The organism is Streptococcus sp. 1453 (genome assembly GCF_013276955.1).
Taxonomy (GTDB): domain Bacteria; phylum Bacillota; class Bacilli; order Lactobacillales; family Streptococcaceae; genus Streptococcus.
In genome coordinates this window covers 15508-41161 of sequence record NZ_VMLZ01000005.1, presented here as the reverse complement: position 1 = coordinate 41161, position 25654 = coordinate 15508, and the positions used below count along the sequence as shown (strand labels likewise).

17 protein-coding genes and 4 pseudogenes are annotated in these 25654 nt (G+C 39.9%); 20 read left to right on the top strand and 1 reads right to left on the bottom strand.

Annotation, left to right across the window (positions count from 1 at the left end):
• Positions 1 to 22: 22 nt before the first annotated feature.
• The 10 genes and pseudogenes from HW098_RS03690 (at position 23) to pheT (ending at position 12902) form a co-directional block, all read left to right on the top strand.
• The gene (locus tag HW098_RS03690) at positions 23 to 826 is read left to right on the top strand and encodes a Fic/DOC family protein (RefSeq protein ID WP_176139334.1); all 804 of its coding nucleotides are present in this window, start codon (positions 23 to 25) and stop codon (positions 824 to 826) included.
• 390 nt (positions 827 to 1216) lie between these two features.
• Positions 1217 to 2203, top strand: a pseudogene (locus HW098_RS10805) (DEAD/DEAH box helicase); the annotation flags it as partial.
• A gap of 99 nt (positions 2204 to 2302) precedes the next feature.
• Positions 2303 to 3635, top strand: a pseudogene (locus tag HW098_RS10725) (DEAD/DEAH box helicase); the annotation flags it as partial.
• A gap of 49 nt (positions 3636 to 3684) precedes the next feature.
• On the top strand, positions 3685 to 3987 hold the full coding sequence (locus HW098_RS10475) for a hypothetical protein (protein ID WP_240149454.1): 303 nt from the start codon (positions 3685 to 3687) through the stop codon (positions 3985 to 3987).
• Positions 3988 to 4286: 299 nt separating this feature from the next.
• Positions 4287 to 5126, top strand: a complete 840-nt coding sequence (locus HW098_RS03670) for a PRD domain-containing protein (RefSeq protein WP_176139333.1) — start codon at positions 4287 to 4289, stop codon at positions 5124 to 5126.
• A 17-nt stretch (positions 5127 to 5143) separates the two neighbouring features.
• Entirely contained in the window at positions 5144 to 6979 is a 1836-nt protein-coding gene (locus HW098_RS03665) for a beta-glucoside-specific PTS transporter subunit IIABC (protein ID WP_176139332.1), read from the top strand.
• Positions 6980 to 6991: 12 nt separating this feature from the next.
• Positions 6992 to 8407, top strand: a complete 1416-nt coding sequence (locus HW098_RS03660; protein ID WP_176139331.1) for a glycoside hydrolase family 1 protein — start codon at positions 6992 to 6994, stop codon at positions 8405 to 8407.
• Positions 8408 to 8864: 457 nt separating this feature from the next.
• Positions 8865 to 9911, top strand: coding sequence for a phenylalanine--tRNA ligase subunit alpha (gene pheS, locus HW098_RS03655; RefSeq protein ID WP_176139330.1), 1047 nt, complete (start codon positions 8865 to 8867; stop codon positions 9909 to 9911).
• Positions 9911 to 10420, top strand: a complete 510-nt coding sequence (locus tag HW098_RS03650) for an N-acetyltransferase (protein WP_176139329.1) — start codon at positions 9911 to 9913, stop codon at positions 10418 to 10420. Before pheS ends, HW098_RS03650 begins: the two co-directional genes overlap by 1 nt.
• Before the next feature lie 76 nt (positions 10421 to 10496).
• Complete coding sequence (gene pheT, locus HW098_RS03645; RefSeq protein ID WP_176139328.1) at positions 10497 to 12902, top strand: phenylalanine--tRNA ligase subunit beta; 2406 nt, start codon at positions 10497 to 10499, stop codon at positions 12900 to 12902.
• A gap of 210 nt (positions 12903 to 13112) precedes the next feature.
• Here the strand turns inward: pheT and HW098_RS03640 are convergent, their stop codons facing one another.
• Positions 13113 to 14114, bottom strand: a complete 1002-nt coding sequence (locus HW098_RS03640; protein WP_176139327.1) for an endonuclease/exonuclease/phosphatase family protein — start codon at positions 14112 to 14114, stop codon at positions 13113 to 13115.
• 155 nt (positions 14115 to 14269) lie between these two features.
• On the opposite strand from HW098_RS03640, the pseudogene HW098_RS03635 reads away from it, so the two are divergent.
• The 10 genes and pseudogenes from HW098_RS03635 to HW098_RS03590 all read left to right on the top strand — a co-directional run.
• A pseudogene (locus HW098_RS03635) lies at positions 14270 to 14660 on the top strand (helix-turn-helix domain-containing protein); the annotation flags it as partial.
• Positions 14661 to 14718: 58 nt separating this feature from the next.
• Positions 14719 to 15001 (top strand): annotated as a pseudogene (locus HW098_RS03630) (helix-turn-helix transcriptional regulator).
• 416 nt (positions 15002 to 15417) lie between these two features.
• The gene (metE, locus tag HW098_RS03625) at positions 15418 to 17667 is read left to right on the top strand and encodes a 5-methyltetrahydropteroyltriglutamate--homocysteine S-methyltransferase (protein ID WP_176139326.1); all 2250 of its coding nucleotides are present in this window, start codon (positions 15418 to 15420) and stop codon (positions 17665 to 17667) included.
• A 102-nt stretch (positions 17668 to 17769) separates the two neighbouring features.
• Positions 17770 to 18636 (top strand): methylenetetrahydrofolate reductase [NAD(P)H], encoded by an 867-nt coding sequence (gene metF, locus HW098_RS03620; RefSeq protein ID WP_000089966.1) that lies wholly within the window; start codon positions 17770 to 17772, stop codon positions 18634 to 18636.
• Positions 18637 to 19348: 712 nt separating this feature from the next.
• Positions 19349 to 21562, top strand: a complete 2214-nt coding sequence (gene pnp / locus HW098_RS03615) for a polyribonucleotide nucleotidyltransferase (protein ID WP_176139325.1) — start codon at positions 19349 to 19351, stop codon at positions 21560 to 21562.
• Positions 21563 to 21577: 15 nt separating this feature from the next.
• A complete protein-coding gene (gene cysE / locus HW098_RS03610; RefSeq protein ID WP_176139324.1) occupies positions 21578 to 22195 on the top strand; it encodes a serine O-acetyltransferase in 618 nt (205 codons plus the stop codon).
• Positions 22196 to 22206: 11 nt separating this feature from the next.
• Positions 22207 to 23091 (top strand): GNAT family N-acetyltransferase, encoded by an 885-nt coding sequence (locus HW098_RS03605; RefSeq protein WP_176139323.1) that lies wholly within the window; start codon positions 22207 to 22209, stop codon positions 23089 to 23091.
• Positions 23092 to 23391: 300 nt separating this feature from the next.
• Positions 23392 to 23913 carry a dihydrofolate reductase family protein gene (locus HW098_RS03600; protein ID WP_000301974.1) on the top strand — a complete coding sequence of 174 codons (522 nt, stop codon included), beginning with the start codon at positions 23392 to 23394 and terminating at the stop codon, positions 23911 to 23913.
• A gap of 17 nt (positions 23914 to 23930) precedes the next feature.
• The gene (cysS, locus tag HW098_RS03595) at positions 23931 to 25274 is read left to right on the top strand and encodes a cysteine--tRNA ligase (RefSeq protein ID WP_176139322.1); all 1344 of its coding nucleotides are present in this window, start codon (positions 23931 to 23933) and stop codon (positions 25272 to 25274) included.
• Positions 25267 to 25653 carry a Mini-ribonuclease 3 gene (locus HW098_RS03590; RefSeq protein ID WP_176139321.1) on the top strand — a complete coding sequence of 129 codons (387 nt, stop codon included), beginning with the start codon at positions 25267 to 25269 and terminating at the stop codon, positions 25651 to 25653. Before cysS ends, HW098_RS03590 begins: the two co-directional genes overlap by 8 nt.
• Position 25654: the final 1 nt, after the last annotated feature.

Here is a 25654-nt window from a genome sequence, read left to right as displayed (position 1 = left end):
AAACAATTGAAAGGATATTTCTATGCAACCAACTTACAACATTGACAATCCAAACTTGTCTTATGAAGCTAAGCGTGATTTATGGCGGATAGGTTTTGGTCTGCAGAAAGTTGACAATCTAGTGCCATCAGCTTATATGGAATCTTTGGCTGAGAAACAGGCTCGGGGTGAACTGACTTATGAGCAGGTTTATGAGGATGCAACGGCTTATCACCATACTATTGATGCAAGTACGGAGGAGGCAGACTTGGTTTCTCTACGCATTGTAGAACTATTGTCTCGAAGAGGCTTTAGCTTCAGTCCTGCGACCTTACTTGCTATTCATAAGGAGTTGTTTCAAGATATATTTGAAACCTCTATTCCGGTGGGGCAATTTCGTCAGACTAATATCACAAAGAATGAACCTGTTTTGAATGGTGAAAGTGTTGTGTACTCTGATTACTCCATGATTCAAATGACATTGGATTATGATTTTAATCAGGAAAAACAAGTTGCATATGCGACACTAACCCAGGCGGATATGGTTAAAAAAATCCAGCATTTTATTTCAGGAATCTGGCAGATTCATCCATTTCGCGAAGGAAACATTCAGACGGTAACGGTATTTTTGATTCAGTATCTTCGTGAGTTTGGTTTTGATATTGATAATACACCATTTCAGCAACATTCCAAGTATTTTCGTGATGCCTTAGTATTAGATAATGCAAAGATTTTACAGCGACGTCCTGAGTTTTTAACAGCTTTTTTTGAAAATCTCTTGCTCGGTGGTCAAAATGATTTGTCTTCAGAAAAAATGTATCTAGATTTAGACCTCGATCTTTCATAATCCTAATACTGAGTAAACATTGAATTTTAGGAAAAAATGAAGTAAATATTCTCACAAGAAAACGTATATCATCAAAGTTTTAGGTCGCTTGATAATATGCGTTTTTTGAATTTTATAGATTGCTCGTTTAAACTCTATTTACCTCGTACCTTCTGGAGCGAGACGGAATATTAGTCACATACAAAATGAGTGCTATTCGGATTTTGTTTTCGTGTACAATTTCAGCCATTCTTGTTATAATCAGCCTATAGGAATCAAGGAGGGAACTCTTATGGCTGTTTTGTGTCTTTGGATGGAATTGTGGTAGAAGTTCTTGATGTCTTTTCTTCTTTTAATGGGGATAGTGAGTTTTTCTTGTGTAAACGTCTTAAAGACAAGAGTCAGTTTGTGATGGAACGCTTTCGGTTCGAAGAGATGTTCCAACTTAAACGTAGTCACTTGACGACGCAAGAAAAATTACAATTGTTTACCTCCGTGTTTGCTGACCGTTATGATGTTTATGCTAAGAGTTTTATCAATGAACAAGGGAAAATTCAGTATTTTCCTTCCTATAATTATGGTTGGAAGCAGTTATCACCTGAAAAACGGAGTTTCCAGACATTGACGGACTCCGTTTTGAAATCTCATTTTCGTGGGGAGACAGCTATCGGTATCTTTCCTATGCACTTAGATGATAGCTGTTATTTTTTGGTACTGGATTTTGATGAAGGAGATTAGAAAGAAGCTGGTTTAACCATTCGAAGAATAGCCAGGGAACGCCAGATGGAAGCCCATTTAGAGATTTCTCGTTCGGGTCACGGACTCCATATTTGGTTCTTCTTTGAGGAAGCGATTCCGAGTCAAGAGGCTCGCTTATTTGGAAAGAAACTATTAGAATTGGCTATGCAGGAAAGTATGCAACTGTCCTTTGATTCTTTTGATCGCATGTTTCCAAATCAGGATGTCCTTCCTAAAGGTGGATTTGGTAATTTGATTGCCTTACCTTTTCAAGGAGAAGCTTATCATCAAGGGCGAACGGTCTTTGTGGATGAACACTTTCAACCTTATGAAGACCAGTGGAGGTATCTGCAAGAAATTCATAGGATTTCAACTGCTAAAGTGGCATTGTTAATCCAAGAGGAGTTAGGCAAGCAAGAATTGGACAAGGAGTTGCAGGTCGTCTTATCCAATATGATCCAACTTGAAAAATCGTCTGTGATACCCAAGACACTTTTTTTCTTGAAAAATATGGCTTCGTTTTCTAATCCCGAATTTTATTTAAAGCAGGCTATGCGACAACCAACCTATCAAATTCCTGAGAGAATGTATTTATTTGGAGAATCCGAACATTATTTATGGTTACCAAGAGGTTTGCTGTATCCATTGCAAGATAAATTTAATACTCTTCGAAAATCTCTTCAAACCACGTCAGCGTCGCCTTACAGTACTCAAGTACAGCTTACGGCTAGCTTCCTAGTTTGCTTTTTGATTTTCATTGAGTATGAGCAGGGATCTGTGGAAGATAGGAGAAAGGTACAAAGGTCTATTAGCGTGGAATTTAAGGGAGAACTCACTTTTGAGCAAGAGTTAGCCCTGTCAGATATGACTTCTAAAGAAAATGGTTTACTCTATGCAGAGACTGGTTTTGGGAAGACCGTTTTAGGTGCTGCTCTCATCTCTGAACGTAAGACAAAAACAATTATCCTAGTTCATAATAGGCAACTCTTAGACCAATGGCTGGATCGTTTAAACCATTTTTTTGACTTTCGAAGAGGAAGAAGCTACCCGTTATACGGCATCAGGTCGTGAAAAGGTAATCGGCTATGTCGGGCAGTACGGTGGGACTAAGAAATGGCTGAGTAAACTGGTTGATGTTGTTATGATCCAATCTCTATTTAAGTTGGAAAATAGTCAAAGTCTTTTGGATGAGTATGAGATGATGATTGTGGATGAGTGTCATCATGTCTCTGCCTTGATGTTTGAAAAAGTTGTTGCACAGTTTAGAGGGAAGTATCTTTACGGTTTGACGGCTACGCCTGAGCGTAAGAATGGTCATGAGCCTATCGTTTTTCAGAGAATTGGTGAGATACTCCATACTGCTGATAAGAGGGAAACGGATTTTAAACGGCAATTGCAAGTAAGATTCACTTCCTTTGGTCATTTGGAGATTGAAAAGACCAAAGCAAGTAATTTTATACAGCTTAGTGATTGGATTGCTACTGACTCAGTGAGGAATCAGTTGATTCTCAAGGATATTCTAGTCCAAGTGGCAGAAGGGCGGAATATCTTGGTTCTAGTCAATCGAATTCAACAGATAGATGTCTTTGAAAAGTTATTGAAAGAGAAAGAAGTTGATGATTTTTATATTATTAGTGGCAAAACCAAAGTCCGAGAGAGAACAAGTTTACTGGAGACGTTAGAACAATTAGATAAAGGGTTTGTTTTATTGTCTACTGGAAAATACATTGGCGAAGGTTTTGACTTGCCTCAGCTAGACACGCTTATATTGGCAGCACCCTTTTCTTGGAAAAATAATTTAATTCAGTATGCAGGTCGGATTCATAGAAACTACAAGGATAAGTCTTTGGTGCGGATTTTCGATTATGTGGATATTCATGTTCCTTATTTAGAAAAGATGTTTCAGAAACGACAAGTAGCTTATCGAAAGATGGATTATCGTGTCATCGAGGGTGAGGAGAAACCATTCGTTTATGTTGATAGTAGATATGAGAATGTGCTGAGAGAGGACTTATACTCTTCGAAAATCAAATTCAAACCACGTCAGCGTCGCCTTACCGTACTCAAGTACAGCTTGCGGCTAGCTTCCTAGTTTGCTCTTTGATTTTCATTGAGTATTAGCGGGGGAAAGACAGGAGTGTATGCTTATTTTACCTTATGTGCACCAGACAAAACTGATGAATTTTCTAAAAGAATTTAGGATTAGTCAAATTGAGATATGTATACCAGAGACGGTTGCAAATAAAGCATGGCTAGACCAGTTGAAGAGCCAGAAAATTAAAGTATCTTTTACTCAATCAAAAATAGTCACGCCTATTCTTTTGGTAAACAAGACCATTGTTTGGTATGGTGCAATGCCATTATTAGGGAAGGTAGATGAAGTGACCATATTACGTTTGGAATCAGCTAGTATAGTTTCTGAACTAGTGGCAGGTTTACGATAGAGAAAATTTTTAAAAATTTCTATGTATGATTTTCATTTCTTTAGTGAGAGTGATGACATTTTCACATTCGAATCACACAAAATAAAAAAATTTCTACAAGTACTTGACAAATAGATTGAAATATCTTAAAATGAAAATGGTTACAGAGTTATTAATTATTTAAGCTTCATGTCACTATTAAAAATTGAAATAAAAGGATGTTATCACTAATACAAGTGAGCAGGAACCTATTTAATCACATCGGAAGAAGTTTCTTGATGTTTTTAAGTAGGTTCCTTTTATTTTAAAAGGGAAATTTTATGATCATAAAACGAATACTAAACCACAATGCTGTAATTGCGCAAAGTAAAAAAGATATCGATATTCTTCTTTTTGGAAGGGGAATAGCTTTTGGAAGAAAAATTGGAGATAAAGTAAATCCAATTGATATTGAGAAAAGTTTTTTTCTCAAAAATAGAGATAATATGACCCGTTTTACAGAGATGTTTATTAACGTTCCTTTGGAGTTGGTGTACATCACCGAAAAAATAATTAATCTAGGTAAAATAACATTGGGTAATAATTTTGATGAGATTATCTATATAAATCTAACGGATCATATTTCTTCGAGTATAGAACGTTATAAAGAAGGAGTTATTATTTCGAATCCCCTACGTTGGGAAATTTCGAAATATTATAAAGAAGAATTTGAGCTTGGGAAAAGGGCTTTACAAATAATAAAAAAAGAGTTAGGTATTGAACTTCCAATTGACGAAGCTGCATTCATAGCGCTACATTTTGTTAATGCTAATTTAGAAAATAATTTTCAAGAGTCGTATAAAATCACTGAAATAATTATGGGAATTGAGAAAATCATTCAAGATTTCTATTGTACTGAGTTTAACCAAGATTCTATTGATTATTATAGATTCATAACTCATATAAAATTATTTGCCCATCGTTTGGTTGAAAATATAACTTATTGTGACGATGATGATGAAGACTTGTTAGCATTAATGAAAAATAAATATCCTAGGGAATATGAATGTGGTAAACAGGTGGCAATGTTTATACAAACTGAGTACAATTATTTGCTGACTTCTAGTGAATTAGTTTATTTGATGGCTCATATTCGTCGCTTAACAAAAAATTTAGATTAATAGAATAGGAGAATACCATGAGTTATAAAGATACGGTACAAAAAATCCTCGATGTAATTGGAGGCGAAAAAAATGTCAATAGAGTTACCCATTGTGTAACACGTTTAAGATTAGAATTAAAAGATGAAAATTTAGTCAATGATGATGTGAAGAAGATACCAGGTGTAATAGGTATTATGAAAAAGAATGGGCAATATCAAATTATACTTGGTAATGATGTAGCCAATTATTATAAAGAATTCATTAAACTTGGCAATTTTGAAACAGATTCAGTTGATCAAGGGCACAAAGGGAATATTTTAGAAAGAATCATTGAATATATCGCTGGTTCCATGACTCCAATCATTCCAGCAATGTTAGGGGGAGGTATGTTGAAAGTCTTGGTAATCATTTTACCAATGCTTGGTATATTGCAATCAGATTCTCAGACTATTGCTTTTTTGACATTTTTTGGGGATGCTCCATATTATTTCTTACCGCTGTTATTAGCTTATTCTGCATCACAAAAATTAAAAGTAACATCTACATTAGCTATGTCTGTAGCAGGTGTACTTCTCCATCCAAATTTTGTTCAAATGGTGCAATCAGGGAATCCTCTTAGTTTATTTGGTGCACCTGTGACACCAGCTAGTTATGGTTCATCAGTCATTCCAATTCTTATTATGGTTTGGTTGATGAAATATATTGAAAAAATGATTGCTAAATTAACACCAGCTGTTACTAAGAGTTTTTTGCAACCTACGCTAGTATTATTAGTATCAAGCTTTATTGCCTTAGTTGTAGTCGGACCTATTGGAGTAATTGTTGGTGAAGGATTATCAAATCTAGTTGGACACATGTATGGTGTAGCTGGATGGCTTACATTAGCTATTCTTGGTGCTATTATGCCATTTATTGTTATGACTGGAATGCATTGGGCTTTTGCACCTATTTTTTTGGCGGCATCTATTGCTACTCCAGACGTATTAATTCTTCCAGCAATGTTAGGGTCAAACTTAGCTCAAGGGGCTGCTTCGATGGCTGTTGCATTAAAGAGTAAAAATAATAATACAAAACAAATTGCTTTTGCAGCAGGTTTCTCAGCCTTACTTGCAGGAATTACCGAACCTGCATTATATGGTGTGACTTTAAAATATAAAAAACCGCTTTATGCAGCTATGATTGGTGGTGGATTAGCGGGATTATTTGCAGGTCTTACTAGTGTTAAAGCGTATCTATTTGCTGTCCCATCTTTGATAGCGTTGCCTCAATTTATTTATTCTGATGCACCATCAAATATTGTAAATGCTTTAATTGTGGCGGTCATTTCAGTTGTTATTACCTTTGTATTAGTTTATATATTTGGAATCGATGAAGAAGAGAGTTCTAGTAATTTAGAAGTTGAAGCTGGAGTTTCAAATAAAAAAATGATATTTTCTCCTATATCAGGAGAAATCATTCCGTTAAGCGATGTCCAGGATAAAACATTTTCAGATAAACTGATTGGAGACGGAGTAGCGATTATCCCAAGTGAAGGTAAGGTTTATGCGCCATTCGATGGGAAAATTACAAATATTTTTCCGACTAAGCACGCAATTGGATTGAAGAGTGATGAGGGTGTTGAGTTACTAATTCATATTGGATTAGATACTGTTGAGCTAAAAGGTCAAGGTTTTATTAGTCATGTAGAAGAAGGAGACAGAGTTTTCAAAAATCAGTTGATTTTTGAAATGGACTTAAATTTAATCAAGAGTAAAGGCTACGAAACAGTTACACCAGTAATTGTAACGAATACCAACGATTTTCTAGATGTATTAGTATTACCTAATAATCAGACAATCGAGCATTCTAAGGAATTACTGGTAATATTATAATGGAGGAAAGTTATGGCCATTTTTCCAGATGATTTTCTTTGGGGTGGAGCTGTTGCAGCTAATCAAGTAGAGGGAGCATATAATGAAGGTGGTAAGGGATTATCAGTTCAGGATGTGTTACCCAAAGGTGGATTAGGAGAAGCAACAGAAAATCCTACAGAAGATAACTTAAAATTGTTAGGTATTGATTTTTATCATAAATATAAGGAAGATATATCCTTGTTTTCTGAAATGGGCTTTAATGTTTTTCGTACTTCTATTGCATGGAGTAGAATTTTTCCAAAAGGAGATGAGGAAGAACCTAACGAAGCTGGTTTGAAATATTATGATGAATTGTTTGATGAGCTACATGCTCACGGGATAGAACCACTTGTAACTCTTTCACACTATGAGACTCCATTATATTTAGCAAGAAAATATCATGGATGGGTTGATAGGAGAATGATTCATTTTTATGAAAAATTTGCTCGAACAGTTTTAGAAAGGTATAAAGATAAAGTTAAATATTGGCTTACATTTAACGAAGTAAACTCTGTTTTGGAATTACCATTTACTAGTGGAGGAATAGATATACCTAAGGAGAATCTTTCGAAACAAGAATTATATCAAGCTATACATCATGAATTAGTTGCCTCGAGTTTGGTTACAAAAATTGCTCGTGAGATTAATTCAGAGTTTAAGGTGGGATGTATGGTATTAGCTATGCCAGCTTATCCAATGACTCCAAATCCAAAAGATGTATGGGCGACTCATGAGTATGAGAATCTAAATTATCTATTTTCAGATGTGCATGTTAGAGGTTATTATCCGAATTATGCAAAAAGATATTTTAAGGAAAATGACATTAACATAGAGTTTGCAGCTGAAGATGCAGAGTTATTAAAAAATTATACTGTAGATTTTTTATCGTTTAGCTATTACATGAGTGTGACTCAATCTGCTCTTCCAACACAGTATAATTCAGGAGAAGGGAATATTATTGGTGGTTTAGTAAATCCTTATTTAGAGTCTTCAGAGTGGGGATGGCAAATTGATCCAATTGGACTACGTATAATTTTAAATAGATATTATGACCGTTATCAAATCCCATTATTTATAGTAGAAAATGGATTAGGTGCTAAAGATCAACTAATAAAAGATGAATTTAATAACTTAACCGTCCAAGATGATTATAGAATTCAGTATATGAAAGAACATTTATTGCAAGTAGCTGAAGCTCTACAGGATGGTGTTGAAATTATGGGCTATACGTCTTGGGGATGTATTGACTGTGTTTCTATGTCCACTGCACAACTTTCTAAAAGGTACGGTCTCATTTATGTTGATCGAAACGATGATGGAAGTGGTACATTAAATCGATATAAGAAAATGTCTTTTACTTGGTATAAAGAAGTGATTGAATCAAATGGAGAATCCTTATTCAAATAGTTTTTTATTGATGACTAGCTATTATCACGGTTAAGGCAACATCTCATTAAATATAAAATAAAGAGGTTTGGAAGACATCAAATTCTAAACCTCTTTATTTTATAGGGGGATTAATTAATTTAATTTTGTTACAGAAATTATAAATAGTTGATTTAGATAAGAATAAGCTAACAAGCAGAAGTGAGATAGGTCTTGCAAGAATGCTAAAAATCTGATAAACTATGTAGTAATTGAATAGAAATCTGCAAGACTAGTAACTCAAGGGAAGTATATCAGGGAGGAGAGCCGTGACTGCAAGCTCTCTATATGAAAGCTGGGTGAATTCACTTGCGCATGGATTTAGAAATGAAGGTCTGACTTGTCAGATGAAAACGGATGGTACCGCGTGTCAACGCTCCGAGTGGAGTTTTTGGCATGTGGTTTTCTTTTTATCTTATGAGAGACTGATGGAGGAATTATGTCAACTATTGAAGAACAATTAAAAGCGCTTCGCGAAGAAACGCTGGCTAGCTTGAAGCAGATTACTGCTGAAAATGAAAAAGGGATGCAAGAATTGCGTGTCTCAGTCCTTGGTAAAAAAGGGTCACTTACGGAAATCCTCAAAGGGATGAAAGATGTCTCTGCTGAGATGCGTCCAATCATTGGGAAACATGTCAATGAAGCGCGTGATGTCTTGACAGCAGCGTTTGAAGAAACAGCTAAGCTTTTGGAAGAAAAGAAAGTGGAAGCTCAACTGGCTAGCGAGAGCATCGATGTGACACTTCCAGGCCGCCCAGTTGCGACTGGTCACCGTCATGTTTTGACACAAACCAGTGAAGAAATCGAAGATATTTTCATCGGTATGGGGTATCAAGTCGTGGATGGTTTTGAAGTGGAGCAAGACTACTACAACTTTGAGCGTATGAACCTTCCAAAAGACCACCCAGCTCGTGATATGCAGGATACTTTCTATATCACTGAAGAAATCTTGCTCCGTACCCACACGTCTCCAGTTCAGGCGCGTGCTATGGACGCCCATGATTTTTCAAAAGGTCCTTTGAAAATGATCTCACCAGGGCGTGTCTTCCGTCGTGATACGGACGATGCGACCCACAGTCACCAGTTCCACCAAATCGAAGGCTTGGTTGTTGGGAAAAATATCTCTATGGCTGACCTTCAAGGAACCCTTCAGTTAATTGTGCAAAAAATGTTCGGTGAAGAGCGTCAAATTCGTTTGCGCCCCTCTTACTTCCCATTCACAGAGCCATCTGTTGAGGTGGATGTTTCTTGCTTCAAGTGTGGTGGAGAAGGCTGTAACGTATGTAAGAAAACTGGTTGGATCGAAATTATGGGAGCTGGTATGGTTCACCCACGTGTCCTTGAAATGAGTGGTATCGATGCGACTGTTTACTCTGGATTTGCCTTTGGTCTTGGTCAAGAACGTGTAGCTATGCTCCGTTACGGAATCAATGATATTCGTGGCTTCTACCAAGGAGATGTCCGCTTCTCAGAACAGTTTAAATAATGATTAGAAAAGTAGAAAAGGCAGATGTTGAGGTGTTGGCTAAAATTGCCAAACAAACCTTTCGTGAAACATTTGCTCATGATAATACGGAAGAGCAGTTACAGGAATACTTTGAAGAGGCTTATAGTCTGAGAACTTTGTTAACTGAGTTGGGAAATCCAGAATCCGAAACCTATTTCATTATGCATGAAGAGGAGATAGCTGGTTTTCTTAAAGTCAACTGGGGAAGTGCTCAAACTGAGAGAGAATTAGAGGACGCTTTTGAAATTCAACGCCTCTATGTGCTACAAAAATTCCAAGGATTTGGATTCGGTAAGCAACTGTTTGAATTCGCTCTGGAACTTGCTACCAAAAATAGTTTTTCTTGGGCTTGGCTAGGTGTTTGGGAGCATAATACAAAAGCTCAAGCGTTTTATAATCGATATGGTTTTAAAAAATTTAGCCAACATCATTTTATGGTTGGTCAAAAAGTAGATACGGATTGGTTACTGAGAAAGAAATTAAGGTAAGAAGATGATTCTTCTATTGAAATGATAGGAAAGGAAAAGAACTAGAGTGACAACTGTCATTCTGGAGAACTAAATTATGCTTGTATCTTATAAATGGTTAAAAGAATTGGTGGACATTGATGTGCCATCACAGGAGTTGGCTGAAAAAATGTCAACTACAGGGATCGAGGTAGAAGGTGTCGAATCACCAGCTGCCGGTCTCTCAAAAATTGTCGTCGGTGAGGTCTTGTCTTGCGAAGATGTGCCAGAAACTCACCTCCATGTTTGTCAGGTTAACGTTGGCGAAGAAGAAGCACGTCAAATCGTCTGTGGTGCCCCAAATGTGCGTGCTGGTATCAAGGTTATGGTGGCTCTTCCAGGAGCTCGCATCGCTGACAACTACAAAATCAAAAAAGGAAAAATCCGTGGTTTAGAGTCACTTGGGATGATCTGTTCGCTTGGCGAATTGGGAATTTCTGACTCAGTTGTGCCAAAGGAATTCGCAGATGGCATCCAAATCTTGCCAGAAAATGCCGTTCCAGGTGAGGAAGTCTTCTCATATCTAGACTTGGATGATGAAATCATCGAACTTTCTATCACACCAAACCGTGCAGATGCCCTTTCTATGCGTGGAGTGGCTCACGAAGTGGCAGCTATCTATGATAAGGCAGTCAACTTTAAAGAATTTACTCTAACAGAAACAAATGAAGTTGCAGCAGACGCTCTTTCTGTAGGGATTGAAACAGACAAGGCACCTTACTATGCAGCCCGTATCTTGGACAATGTGACTATTGCACCAAGTCCACAATGGTTGCAAAACATTCTTATGAATGAAGGTATCCGTCCAATCAATAACGTAGTGGACGTGACAAACTACATCCTGCTCTACTTTGGTCAACCAATGCATGCCTTTGACTTGGATACTTTTGAAGGAAATGACATCCGTGTGCGTGAAGCGCGTGCTGGTGAAAAATTGGTGACTTTAGATGGTGAAGAACGTGACTTGGACGTGAATGACTTAGTTATCACTGTCGCAGACAAGCCAGTAGCCCTTGCAGGTGTCATGGGAGGTCAAGCAACAGAAATTTCTGAAAAATCTAGTCGTGTCGTCCTTGAAGCTGCAGTCTTCAACGGAAAATCAATTCGTAAGACTAGTGGTCGCCTCAACCTTCGTTCTGAGTCATCTTCTCGCTTTGAAAAAGGCGTCAATGTGGCAACTGTTAACGAAGCCCTTGATACGGCGGCTAGCATGATTGCAGAGCTTACAGGTGCAACAGTACGTAAGGGTATTGTTTCAGCGGGTGAGCTTGATACCTCTGATGTGGAAGTTTCTTCAACCCTTGCTGATGTTAACCGCGTCCTTGGTACAGAACTTTCTTACGCGGATGTAGAAGACGTCTTCCGTCGTCTTGGCTTTGGCCTTTCTGGAAATGCAGATAGCTTTACAGTCAGCGTCCCACGTCGCCGTTGGGATATCACAATCGAGGCAGATCTCTTTGAAGAAATCGCTCGTATCTACGGTTATGATCGCTTGCCAACCAGCCTTCCAAAAGATGATGGTACAGCTGGTGAATTGACTGTGACACAGAAACTCCGTCGTCAAGTTCGTACGATTGCTGAAGGAGCAGGTTTGACAGAAATCATCACCTATGCTCTGACAACTCCTGAAAAAGCAGTTGAGTTTACGGCTCAACCAAGTAACCTTACGGAACTTATGTGGCCAATGACAGTGGACCGTTCTGTCCTCCGTCAAAATATGATTTCAGGTATCCTAGATACAGTTGCTTACAACGTGGCTCGTAAGAACAAAAACTTGGCCCTTTACGAGATTGGAAAAGTCTTTGAACAAACTGGCAATCCAAAAGAAGAACTTCCAAATGAAATCAACAGTTTTGCCTTTGCCTTGACAGGCTTGGTTGCTGAAAAAGATTTCCAAACAGTAGCAGTTCCAGTTGATTTCTTCTATGCTAAAGGAATCCTAGAAGCGCTCTTTACTCGCTTGGGACTTGCAGTGACTTATACAGCAACAGCTGAAATTGCTAGCCTTCATCCAGGTCGAACAGCCGTGATTTCACTCGGTGACCAAGTTCTTGGTTTCCTTGGCCAAGTGCATCCAGTCACTGCTAAGGCTTATGATATTCCAGAAACGTATGTAGCTGAGCTTAACCTTTCAGCCATCGAAGCTGTACTTCAACCTGCTAGTCCATTTGTGGAAATCACCAAATTCCCAGCAGTCAGCCGTGATGTTGCCTTTCTACTCAAGGCAGAAGTGACTCATCAAGAAGTTATGAACGCTATCCAAGCTGCCGGCGTGAAACGTTTGACAGATATCAAACTCTTTGACGTCTTCTCAGGCGAAAAATTGGGACTAGGTATGAAGTCAATGGCTTATAGCTTGACTTTCCAAAATCCAGAAGATAGCTTGACGGACGAAGAAGTCGCACGATATATGGAAAAAATCCAAGCTTCTCTCGAAGAAAAAGTGAATGCAGAAGTGCGTTAAACGATAGTATGATACAAATTCCCCCTCTAGTTTATGAACACTAGAGGGGTGATTTTATATAATACTCAATGAAAATCAAAAAGCAAACTAGGAAACTAGCCGTAGGTTGCTCAAAACACTGTTTTGAGGTTGTAGATAAGACTGACGAAGTCAGTAACCATATGTCTAAGGTAAGTCGACGCTGACGTGGTTTGAATTAGTATAAAATAATTAAAATGTGATTTCTGTAAAAATACATCTATGATCAGAGTTTTGAAAACTTACAATGTCTAAATTTTTAACATAGTAGTGGTTTTTAGGCAATAAAATATGATCTATTGTTGCATTAAAAAGTTTTGGACTTTGGCTATTCCAAGTTCCTCTTTCAAAAGGTGGAAGTGCATTTAATGCGTCCCTATGAGAGCTTATTTTTGCAAGTGCTCCATGACGCATAGTTGCATTAAAGTCACCTGCAATAATAGCCTTTGGATATTTTGAAGCCAGTTGATTATGAATGATGTTTAAGTCTTGCTTCCAGATTTCCATTAAACCTGGCAGAGGAGGAGCAGTATGCAAGGCAATGATATCTGGTATATTTTGTTTTCTCGAATGTAATACAATTGTCCCGAACCGTGTTGTATGAAAAGTTTTAGCTTCTGTATAGAAACCATAACTTTTCTTGACAATCACAGTCACAGGAGCTATTCCACTGTCAGTAGGTGGAGAAGTGAAAATATCATAGTTGGCTATAGAAAGTCCAACTTGATGAAACAATAGTTTGATTCTCTGGTTTTCTTGCTCACCTCTGATATTGGTAGCTAGTTCAGGGAATATAGCAATATCGGCATCAAAATGGCTAAAAATTCGTTCAATATGTTGTGCTTCTATTTTATTTGCGACGTTCCAAGTTACTAACTTTAAGGTTTTAGTCTTATTTGATGCGGAAGAAAGGGTTTTATCTGTTCCGAATAATAGTAATATGAACGATAGTAAGAGCAAGATGCTAGAATAAAACCGTATTTGTTTATTTTTCTTGTAAAAAGATAGGGAAAAAAATACGAAACTTAAAATAGAAGCCATAGTTGCAGTAGCTAAGGGGAAGGCATAAATCTGTGCCAAGATAGGTCTGGTAGATAGCCAAATATTAAGATTAGAAGATGGGAAAAAAGAATAAGCTATGATAGGGATAGCGAAGAGAATGACAGAAAGGGCAGAAAGAAATGTTTTAATCATTGTATGAGTACCTCAATTTGCAATGCTTGCTCGGAGCTAATGTGATTTTGTGACTTTACTTGATTGATATTCTTTTTCTTGTCTTCCTCATAGATTAAGTACAACCCAAGTAAAAAAAGTCCAATTTAAGATTGAAATGATTAAAAGGCACAGAAATGCAAGACAATTATACTACAAAAGGCAAACATTAAAAGGCAAACATTTGACAATCGATAGCCGTCGCTTAATCGAACGATGGAAAAAAGAAGGAAAATCAAATAGAGAAATTGCCTCTCTACTTGGAAAAGTTTCTCAAACTATCCATACTGAAATCAAGCTTGACTAAGGAACTAAAGGAAAAGATTCTCCACTATCATAACCAAAAATTTTCGCCTGAAATGATGGTGATGGCTAAAGGGGTTAACGTGGGAATTTCTACCATCTACTACTGGATTCATCATGGAAAATTAGGATTGTCAAAACAGGATCTGCTTTATCCTAAGAAAAGGAAAAGCGCTTAAGAAACAAGCTAGCACCAATTTTAAACCCGCTGGTCAATCCATCGAATCATAATTCGATCATTTTTTCAAAAAATACATAGACGTAAAAGAAAGAGGGCTAAGTGATGGAGAATAGTGCTATTGGAAGTAACTGGAAGGATGTTCGGTCAGCACTCTTCACCAAGGAGGAAATCCTTGAAAGTGATATGCGAGTGACTATCATGAGCGAGTTGATTGAGGCTAGGCATGAACAAGGAATCAGCCAGAAAAAGCTAGAAGAACTTAGTGGAGTAAGTCAGCCTGTCATAGCTAGGATGGAAACAGGAAAGACTAGTCCTCAGTTGGATACATTTAGCCAGTTTAGGAAAGACACTAGCAGTCGTCCCCCTCGAACAGGAAAAGAGTTGATTAGAGTAGACTCATACTCAATGAAAACCAAAGAGCAAACTAGGAAACTAGCCGTAGGTTGCTCAAAACACTGTTTTGAGGTTGTAGATAAGACTGACGAAGTCAGTAACCATATGTCTAAGGCAAGGCGACGTTGACGCGGTTTGAATTTGATTTTCGAAGAGTATTATAGTCTTTTCTAATAACAAGTCATAGTCACTTATAAGAATTACTAATAACGCGTTTGAATCGTCTAACTGAAATAAAGCTATAAAACAAGCTACACAAAGGATTTGAGGCATTTTTCTCAGGTCTTTTTCTTTTGTCTAAAATAGAGATATAGTTTCAAACTATATCAAAGCCTAATTTTTTACAATTATACAGACGCTTTCTTTTCTGTTAAGATAGTTTCAACAACAAATTTTGGAGGACACATCATGTCAACTACAATCATCGGTTTCCCTCGTTTGGGAGAATTCCGCGAATTAAAATTTATAACTGAAAAATACTTTAGAAAAGAAATCTCAGAAGAAGAACTCTTGGCAGCCGCAAAAGACTTGCGTGCTAAGCACTGGAACATTGTCAAAGAAAAAGGCATCACTGAAATTCCATCAAATGACTTTTCTCACTATGACAACTTCCTAGATGCAGCATTCCTCTTCAACGTGGTACCTGCTTCAGTTCAAAACTTGGACTTGTCTGACCTTGAGCGCTACTTCGCTTTGGGTCGTGGTTACCAAGGAGAAAAAGGGGACGTTCGCGCCCTTCCAATGAAGAAATGGTTCAACACCAACTACCACTACATCGTTCCTAAATTTGAAAAAGACACTCAAGTCAAACTTGCAGGTCACAAAATCTTTGATGAATTCCAAGAAGCAAAAGAACTTGGATTGAACACTCGCCCAGTTCTTGTAGGTCCATTTACTTTCCTTCAATTGTCAGACTTTGAAGAAGGCGTGAAAGCAGAAGACTTCGTAGATAGCTTAGTGGCTGCTTACCAAGAAGTTTTTGCTAAATTGGCAGAACTTGGTGCGACTCGTATCCAACTCGACGAAGCTGCTCTTGTAAAAGATTTGACAGCTGAAGAAAAAGCTCTCTTCTTGAACCTTTACAACAAACTCTTGGCTGACAAAAAAGGTCTTGAAGTCTTGCTTCAAACTTACTTCGGAGATGTTCGTGACGTCTACGCTGACCTTGTGAAATTGCCAGTAGATGCCATCGGTCTTGACTTCGTTGAAGGTAAGAAAACTCTTGAATTGGTTAAAGGTGGTTTCCCAGCTGATAAGACTCTTTATGCAGGTATTGTCAATGGTAAAAACATCTGGCGTAACAACTACGAAAAGAGCTTGGCTGTTCTTGAACAAATCCCAGCTGAAAACATTGTCTTGACAAGCTCATGCTCACTTCTTCATGTGCCATTTACAACTGCTAATGAAGAATTTGAACCAGCTATCTTGAACCACTTTGCCTTTGCAGTTGAAAAATTGGATGAGATTCGTGATTTGGATGCTATCCGCAATGGTCAAGGTGAAGAAGCTCTTGCAGCCAACAAAGCACTCTTTGCGACTGAGCGTGTTGGTGAAAATGCGGAACTTCGTGCGCGTATCGCTGGATTGACGGACGCAGACTACACTCGTTTGCCAGCCTTTGCAGAACGTGAAGCTATCCAAGAAGAAGCTTTCAAACTTCCAGCTCTTCCAACAACAACTATCGGTTCATTCCCTCAAACTAAGGAAGTTCGTGCGAAACGTTTGGCTTACCGTAAAGGTGAATTGTCTCAAGAAGAGTACGATGCTTTCCTTGCTGAGACTATCGACGAATGGATCAAATGGCAAGAAGATATCGACTTTGATGTCCTTGTTCACGGTGAATTTGAGCGTAATGACATGGTTGAGTACTTCGGTCAAAACTTGTCAGGTTACCTCTTCTCTAAAAATGGTTGGGTACAATCATACGGTATGCGTGGGGTGAAACCACCAATCATCTGGGGTGATGTCACTCGTCTTAACCCTATCACTGTTAAATGGTCTAGCTATGCACAAAGCCGTACAAACAAACCTGTTAAAGGTATGTTGACTGGACCTGTTACCATCCTCAACTGGTCATTCCCACGTGAAGACATCTCTATCAAGGATTCTACTCTTCAAATCGCCCTTGCTATCAAGGATGAAGTGCTTGACCTTGAAGCTGCTGGTGTGAAAATCATCCAAATCGATGAGGCTGCTCTTCGTGAAAAATTGCCACTCCGTCGTAGCGACTGGTATGAAGACTACCTTGACTGGGCAATTCCTGCCTTCCGCTTGGTACACTCAACAGTAGCACCAGACACACAAATCCACACTCACATGTGTTACTCAGAATTTACAGATATCATCCCAGCTATCGATAACATGGATGCAGACGTTATTTCCTTTGAAGCTAGCCGTTCAAACCTTGAAATCTTGGACGAACTCAAAGCGAAAAACTTCCAAACAGAAGTGGGACCTGGGGTTTACGATATCCACTCTCCTCGTGTGCCAAATGAAGGCGAAATCGATAACACAATCGAAGCCATCCTTGCTAAAGTGCCAAGCAAGAAAGTTTGGATCAACCCTGACTGTGGTTTGAAAACACGTGGTATTCCAGAAACAAAAGAAAGCTTGATCCGCCTTGTTGAAGCAGCTAAAGCTGCGCGTGAGAAATTGTAAGATAAGGATTTCTCCAGAAGCGCTGTTTGGTCAATCTGCCTGTTTCACTTAGATTCTAGGAATCCAGCTAACAAAAAAATCAACTAGAAAAGGTTATTACATATGTCACGCCAAACACCGTCGCTCTCATTTGAAGTGTTCCCTCCAAACCCAGCAGTGGGTAATGATAACATTATTTCTGCTCTTCAAGATATGCAGGAGTTGGCTCCCCACTTTATCAGTGTTACTGCCAGCAATAACAAATTTAATATCAAGGAAACGACGGTCCGTTTGGCTGATTTTATCCAAAATGACTTGGCGATTCCGACTATTGCCCACTTGCCAGCTATCTATTTGACTAAGGACAAGGTTGCTGAAACCATTGCTGACTTGGACAAGGTTGGGGTGCAGAAAATCTTGGCTCTTCGTGGGGATATTATTCCAGACGTGGAACCACAAAAGGATTTCCGCTACGCAACTGACTTGATTGAGTTCATCAAGGAGCAAGCTCCTCACTTTGATATTGTTGGTGCTTGTTATCCAGAAGGCCATCCAGATTCACCAAATCAGATTTCAGATATTCAAAATCTTAAGAAGAAAGTGGATGCAGGCTGTTCGAGCCTCGTAACCCAGCTTTTCTTTGACAATGAACGCTTCTATGATTTCCAAGACAAGTGCATCTTGGCTGGGATTGATGTTCCAATTCATGCAGGGATTATGCCAATTCTGAATCGAAATCAGGCTCTCCGCCTCTTGAAGACTTGTGAGAATATCCATCTTCCACGCAAATTTAAAGCCATCTTAGACAAGTATGAGCATGACCCTGAGTCGCTCAGAGCAGCAGGACTTGCCTATGCGGTGGACCAAATCGTGGACTTGGTAACTCAGGATGTGGCCGGTGTGCATCTCTATACTATGAACAATGCGGATACAGCAAAATACATCCACCAAGCAACCCATGCTTTGTTTAATCACCAGTCTCTAGGATAATAAAAAGTAAACCATTCTTCTCAGCTGAGGGGAATGGTTCCTTTTTAATGGTAAAGACCGCACTTTTTAAGAAAAATATGATAAAATAGACTCTGTACGTACTTGATACAAAGATGAGGATATTTAGGTTGTAGAAGTTTGTTTAAAGTTGATTATTTTTTAAACAAAATCTGATAATGTGTGTCTCAAAAAACACGAACGGAGTGAGTATTTAAAAGATATTTCACGCTATCGTGATATCCTAGATGATAACAATATTATTATCTAAGACGGGATTTTTGAGAGCAAAATAGTTCGGGAAACTATTTTAGCCTGAGCATAGAAATGAAAAGGCGAAGTAATTAAAAATTACCATTGAAATTCCATTAGATTTCTAAAATCATCCACTGGATAATTTCACCTCCCGTCCGCACTATTTCAGGGAAATATCAAAAAGATACTTAATTGAATTTTGGCCTCATTTCTTAGGAAAAAAGATAAACTGTCTTGTCTTCATCGAAGACTTCGTCAGTTTCCTATTTTTACTTTGCTTTTGACGTCCTTGGTATCTTGAGAATTGAACACGCCTACAACTCTTTGGAAAAAGATAAATCTGCCTAGGAGCAGTCGCTCCGTCGTTCGATTTCCTATTTTCCTTTGAGTTGCTTGACGGCTTAGTATCTTGATCTTTGTAGGCAAGGCGTATAATTTCATCAATCCAAAGGGGATTAAAATGACAAAACAAGTGTTTCAAACGACTTTTGCGGGTCGTGAGTTAATTGTAGAGACTGGTCAGGTTGCCAAGCAGGCAAATGGCTCTGTTGTCGTGCGTTACGGTGAGTCAACTGTCTTGACTGCGGCCGTTATGTCTAAGAAAATGGCAACTGGGGATTTCTTCCCTCTTCAAGTCAACTACGAAGAAAAAATGTATGCAGCTGGGAAGTTTCCTGGTGGCTTTATGAAACGTGAAGGACGTCCTTCAACAGATGCGACCTTGACAGCGCGTTTGATTGACCGTCCAATCCGTCCTATGTTTGCGGAAGGTTTCCGTAACGAAGTCCAAGTCATCAACACCGTGCTTTCTTATGACGAAAATGCTTCTGCACCAATGGCAGCTATGTTTGGTTCATCCTTGGCTCTTTCTATCTCAGATATTCCATTTGACGGGCCAATCGCTGGGGTACAGGTGGGCTATGTAGATGGTCAAATCATCATTAACCCAAGCCAAGAACAAGCAGAGCAATCTCTTCTTGAATTGACAGTAGCTGGTACCAAACACGCTATCAACATGGTTGAGTCTGGTGCCAAAGAATTGTCAGAAGAAATCATGTTGGAAGCTCTTCTGAAAGGGCACGAAGCAGTCAAAGAATTGATTGCTTTCCAAGAAGAAATCGTTGCTGCAGTCGGTAAGGAAAAAGCAGAAGTGGAATTGCTTCATGTAGATGCAGAATTGCAGGCTGAAATTATCGCAGCCTACAACAGTGACCTACAAAAAGCTGTCCAAGTAGAAGAAAAATTAGCTCGTGAAGCTGCAACTCAAGCAGTTAAGGACCAAGTGACTGCTGTTTATGAAGAAAAATATACAGACCATGAAGAATTTGACCGTATCATGCGTGATGTGGCTGAAATCTTGGAACAAATGGAACACGCTGAAGTGCGTCGCTTGATTACAGAAGACAAGGTTCGTCCTGATGGTCGTAAGGTCGATGAAATCCGTCCTTTGGATGCGGTTGTTGACTTCCTTCCTCGTGTGCACGGTTCAGGTCTTTTCACTCGTGGACAAACTCAGGCTCTTTCAGTCTTGACCTTGGCTCCGATGGGAGAAACTCAAATCATTGATGGTTTGGATCCAGAGTACAAGAAACGCTTTATGCACCACTATAACTTCCCACAATACTCTGTAGGGGAAACAGGTCGTTACGGTGCGCCAGGTCGTCGTGAAATCGGTCACGGTGCTCTTGGTGAGCGTGCCCTTGCTCAAGTCTTGCCAAGTTTGGAGGAATTCCCATACGCTATCCGTTTGGTAGCAGAAGTCTTGGAATCAAACGGTTCTTCATCTCAGGCTTCTATCTGTGCGGGAACTCTTGCCCTTATGGCTGGTGGGGTGCCAATCAAGGCGCCAGTAGCTGGTATTGCTATGGGACTTATCTCAGATGGAAACAACTACACAGTATTGACAGATATCCAAGGTTTGGAAGATCACTTTGGAGACATGGACTTTAAGGTTGCAGGTACTCGTGATGGGATTACAGCCCTTCAAATGGATATCAAGATTCAAGGGATTACTGCAGAAATCCTGACTGAGGCTCTTGCCCAAGCCAAGAAAGCGCGTTTTGAAATCCTTGATGTGATTGAAGCAACCATTCCAGAAGTTCGTCCAGAATTAGCTCCAACTGCTCCGAAAATTGATACCATCAAGATCGATGTGGACAAGATTAAGATTGTCATCGGTAAGGGTGGAGAAACCATCGACAAGATTATCGCTGAAACAGGCGTTAAGATTGATATCGACGAAGAAGGAAATGTGTCTATCTACTCTAGCGACCAAGATGCTATTAACCGTGCCAAAGAAATTATTGCTGGTCTGGTTCGTGAAGCTAAGGTGGACGAAGTTTACCGTGCTAAAGTCGTTCGTATCGAGAAATTTGGTGCCTTTGTCAACCTCTTTGATAAGACAGATGCCCTTGTTCATATCTCTGAGATGGCTTGGACGCGTACCAATAATGTCGAAGACTTGGTAGCAATCGGGGATGAAGTTGATGTTAAGGTTATCAAGATTGATGAAAAAGGACGTGTGGATGCTTCTATGAAAGCCCTTCTTCCTCGTCCTCCAAAACCTGAACGTGATGAAAAAGGTGAAAAATCAGAGCGTCCTCACCGCCCACGTCATCACAAAGACCACAAACCTAAGAAAGAATTTACAGAAACACCAAAAGATTCAGAATAAGAAAAGGAGAAATGTATGGGATGGTGGCGCGAAACCATTGATATCGTAAAAGAAAATGATCCAGCGGCCCGCACCACTTTGGAGGTTTTGCTGACCTATCCAGGTGTCAAGGCCTTGGCGGCCCACCGTCTCTCGCATTTTCTCTGGAAGCATGGCTTCAAACTCCTGGCTCGTATGCACAGTCAGTTTTGGCGCTTTTGGACTCAGATTGAGATTCATCCAGGTGCCCAGATTGATTCAGGTGTCTTTATCGACCACGGTTCTGGTCTGGTGATTGGGGAAACAGCGATTGTTGAAAAAGGTGTTCTTCTCTATCATGGGGTGACTCTTGGGGGAACAGGGAAAGACTGTGGCAAACGCCATCCTACCGTTCGCAAAGGAGCGCTTATATCCGCTCATGCCCAAGTCATTGGACCCGTTGAAATCGGTGAAAACGCCAAGGTCGGTGCAGCAGCAGTTGTTGTGGCAGACGTACCTAGTGATGTGACGGTTGTCGGTATTCCTGCTAAGATTGTCCGTGTACATGGTAAAAAGGATGAGCCGGTCATTCACGAAGTCGAAGAAAAACGAGAGTACTACGTTAATAAACTCGAGCAGTCTAAAGAAGCCAGTCACAGATCGTCTGGTTTGTAGAGGGTAGCTATATGATTCAAGCAAGAAACAAGTTAAGCCAAGAGGAGCTATCTGAGGCGAAAAAACTAATTAACTGTTGCCAAAACTATGACGGTACCTATCGTGATCCCTATCTCTCTAACATGCTTAATTTTGCTCCAAACATGCCCGCCTTTTTCCTTTATTATGAAAAAGGCAAACTTGTTGGTTTATTAACTGTCTATGCAGATGACCAAGATGTAGAAGTGACGATACTGGTTCATCCAGATCATCGCCGTCAGGGAATTGCGCGTGCATTGTTTACGAGTTTTGAGAGAGAAACAGCTTCTTTTCCTATTTGTTCAGTCACTTTTCAGACAGAGCGTGTTTTTCTAGACCGCCATCCTGATTTTGTCAGCAACTGGGGATTGGTCGAGGATGAAGAGACAGAAACTTGGTTAGGTAAGGATAGAAGACCTTATCCGTTAGCAACTGTTTCCAATCTTGAAATTTTGTTAGCAGATAGTTCGTTTCAGGAGCAAATTAGTCAGTTAAAATTTCAGGCATTTTCAGAGGAACATGAATCTAGAGAAGTTGTGGATAGATATGTCGCTGAAGCTCTGAAGGATCCAGAAAGTCGCTTATATATTTTATTAAAAGACGGTCAGGTTATTGGAACTTGCACGGTAGATTTATCGACTAATACGAATTACTTCTACGGTTTAGCAATATCTGAACCTGAACGTGGGAAAGGCTATGGGAGCTACTTAGCAAAATCCCTTGTCAACCAACTAATTGAGCAAAATGATAAGGAATTTCAGATTGCAGTGGAAGATAGCAATGTAGGTGCCAAACGTTTGTATGAAAAAATTGGCTTTGTCAAACAGACTCAGGTGGTTTATCTGAATGAGAAAGGAGCAAGGGATTCCGAAGTGTAGAGACATTCGGACTGAAATTCAATTGAACTCTTAGTGATGAAACTAATTGTTCTTGGATTTTGGTTTTCCTGACTATGATTTATGATTAAAATCTATGACACCATGCACCGGAAGTAGACAGGAGAGGCGCTTGAATGTTTAAGAATGAACCTTTCTGCTGCAGATTGGTATAGCTGTTGTCTGGCTTATTTTTCTTGTCCAGCAAGGATTTTGCTGAATACTTTGATTAGCTGAGGTCTAATCATTTGGGTCTATCCAGCTAAGTGAAGGCGAAGCAGAACTAGAAAGGAAACTACAAGAATGGCAGTATATTTTTACGGCTGTATCACCATGGATGGCTACTTGGCAGACAGCCAGCACAGGATAGACTGGCTGCATCAGCTTGGTTCTGTAGAGGATACAGGCTATGATGACTTTTACAGGCAAATGGATATCACCATCATGGGCAAGCGGACCTTTGAGGAAATCCAAGATTTGCAAGATGTAGAAAGTTTTTATCAAGCTACGGAAAACTATGTCTTTACGCATGATAGGCACCTGCCTGTCAGCAATTACCAGCCAGTAGCTGGGGATGTGGTGGACTTTGTTCACCAGATTGACAAAGGCAAAAATGTCTTTGTGATTGGTGGTAATTCTTTAGTAGGGCCGCTCTTGGATGCGGATCTTTTCGACCACCTCATTATTCAGATAGCGCCCCTTATCCTAGGAAAGGGGGTTCCCCTCTTTACCCAAGAGGAAGGGCAGCGCTTTTACCAACTGGATAGCCTCAGACAATTTGGTCCTTTTGCAGAGCTGGTTTTCAGCCGAAAAAGTCAGAAATAGAGAAGGGAGTGGACCGCATGATTAAAATCTACGACACCATGTCTCGTGATTTGCGAGAATTTGTCCCGATTGAGGACGGCAAAGTAAAGATGTATGTTTGTGGGCCAACGGTGTACAACTATATCCACGTGGGGAATGCCCGTTCAACGGTGGCTTTTGATACCATTCGTCGCTACTTTGAGTATCGTGGTTATGAGGTTGCCTATATTTCCAATTTTACGGATGTGGATGATAAGATTATCAACCGTGCCAAGGAAGAAGGGATCACGCCTCAGGAGGTTGCGGACAAGTACATCGCTGCCTTTCGTGAGGATGTGACGGCCTTGGGCGTGAAACCTGCGACTCGCCATCCGCGTGTGGTGGAGTTTATGATTGACATCATCCGCTTTGTGGAAGACTTGATTGGAAAAGGCTTTGCCTACGAGAGTCAAGGGGATGTTTACTTCCGTGTGGAAAAATCCCACAACTATGCCAAATTGGCTAATAAAACCTTGGAAGATTTGGAGCTGGGTGCTTCAGGTCGTACCGATGAAGAAACGGCTCGCAAGGAAAATCCTGTAGACTTTGCCCTATGGAAATCTTCCAAACCAGGTGAGATTTCTTGGGACAGTCCTTGGGGACCTGGTCGTCCGGGCTGGCACATCGAGTGTTCGGTTATGTCGACAGAGATTTTGGGCGATACTATTGATATCCACGGTGGTGGAGCCGATCTGGAGTTTCCGCATCACACCAATGAAATTGCCCAGTCGGAAGCCAAAACAGGCAAGACCTTTGCTAACTACTGGATGCACAATGGCTTTGTCAATATCGATAATGTCAAGATGTCCAAGTCCTTGGGTAACTTTATCACCGTACATGATGCCCTTAAAACTCTTGATGGGCAAGTGCTTCGTTTCTTCTTTTCGACTCAACATTATCGCAAGCCTATCAACTTTACGGAAAAGGCAGTGCGTGATGCAGAGACTAATCTCAAGTATTTGAAGAACACTTATGAGCAACCATTTTCTGGAACTGTAGATGCTCAAGAGTTACAGGCCTTTAAAGATAAGTTTGTAGCTGCTATGGATGAGGATTTCAACTCTGCCAACGGTATTACAGTAGTCTTTGAAATGGCCAAATGGGTCAATTCAGGAAACTATGATACAAGTGTTAAGGAAGCTCTTGCAGATATGTTGGAAGTCTTTGGAATTGTCTTTATTGAGGAAGTTTTGGATGCAGAGATTGAAGACTTGATCCAAAAACGCCAAGAAGCGCGTGCCAATCGTGACTTTGCGACAGCGGACCAGATCCGTGACCAATTGGCTACTCAAGGGATTAAGCTCCTTGACACCAAAGATGGAGTGAGGTGGACTCGTGATTGATGTCAATCTCATTAACGGGATTGCGCTGGCCTTTGAAGGAGATGCGGTGTATTCTATGTATATTCGCCGTCACCTCATCCTCAAAGGTATGACCAAACCCAATAAACTCCACCAAGAAGCGACCAAGTATGTCTCAGCCAAGGCTCAGGCTCGCCTGATTTCCCTCATGTTGGAGGATCAAGTCCTGACGGAAAAAGAAGAAGAAATCTACAAACGTGGTCGCAATACCAATAGTCACACCAAGGCTAAAAATGCTGATGTGGTGACTTATCGTATGTCCACAGGTTTTGAAGCAGTCATGGGCTATCTCCATATGACTGAAAATCTAGAACGTCTTGAGAGCTTGATTTCGTGGTGCATCCAAAAAGTGGAGGGCTAGG

Coding starts and splice junctions, on each gene's coding strand:
- HW098_RS03690 (WP_176139334.1), top strand. CDS start 23: ATGCAACCAACTTACAACATTGACAATCCAAACTTGTCTTATGAAGCT.
- HW098_RS10475 (WP_240149454.1), top strand. CDS start 3,685: ATGCTTATTTTACCTTATGTGCACCAGACAAAACTGATGAATTTTCTA.
- HW098_RS03670 (WP_176139333.1), top strand. CDS start 4,287: ATGATCATAAAACGAATACTAAACCACAATGCTGTAATTGCGCAAAGT.
- HW098_RS03665 (WP_176139332.1), top strand. CDS start 5,144: ATGAGTTATAAAGATACGGTACAAAAAATCCTCGATGTAATTGGAGGC.
- HW098_RS03660 (WP_176139331.1), top strand. CDS start 6,992: ATGGCCATTTTTCCAGATGATTTTCTTTGGGGTGGAGCTGTTGCAGCT.
- pheS (WP_176139330.1), top strand. CDS start 8,865: ATGTCAACTATTGAAGAACAATTAAAAGCGCTTCGCGAAGAAACGCTG.
- HW098_RS03650 (WP_176139329.1), top strand. CDS start 9,911: ATGATTAGAAAAGTAGAAAAGGCAGATGTTGAGGTGTTGGCTAAAATT.
- pheT (WP_176139328.1), top strand. CDS start 10,497: ATGCTTGTATCTTATAAATGGTTAAAAGAATTGGTGGACATTGATGTG.
- HW098_RS03640 (WP_176139327.1), bottom strand. CDS start 14,114: ATGATTAAAACATTTCTTTCTGCCCTTTCTGTCATTCTCTTCGCTATC.
- metE (WP_176139326.1), top strand. CDS start 15,418: ATGTCAACTACAATCATCGGTTTCCCTCGTTTGGGAGAATTCCGCGAA.
- metF (WP_000089966.1), top strand. CDS start 17,770: ATGTCACGCCAAACACCGTCGCTCTCATTTGAAGTGTTCCCTCCAAAC.
- pnp (WP_176139325.1), top strand. CDS start 19,349: ATGACAAAACAAGTGTTTCAAACGACTTTTGCGGGTCGTGAGTTAATT.
- cysE (WP_176139324.1), top strand. CDS start 21,578: ATGGGATGGTGGCGCGAAACCATTGATATCGTAAAAGAAAATGATCCA.
- HW098_RS03605 (WP_176139323.1), top strand. CDS start 22,207: ATGATTCAAGCAAGAAACAAGTTAAGCCAAGAGGAGCTATCTGAGGCG.
- HW098_RS03600 (WP_000301974.1), top strand. CDS start 23,392: ATGGCAGTATATTTTTACGGCTGTATCACCATGGATGGCTACTTGGCA.
- cysS (WP_176139322.1), top strand. CDS start 23,931: ATGATTAAAATCTACGACACCATGTCTCGTGATTTGCGAGAATTTGTC.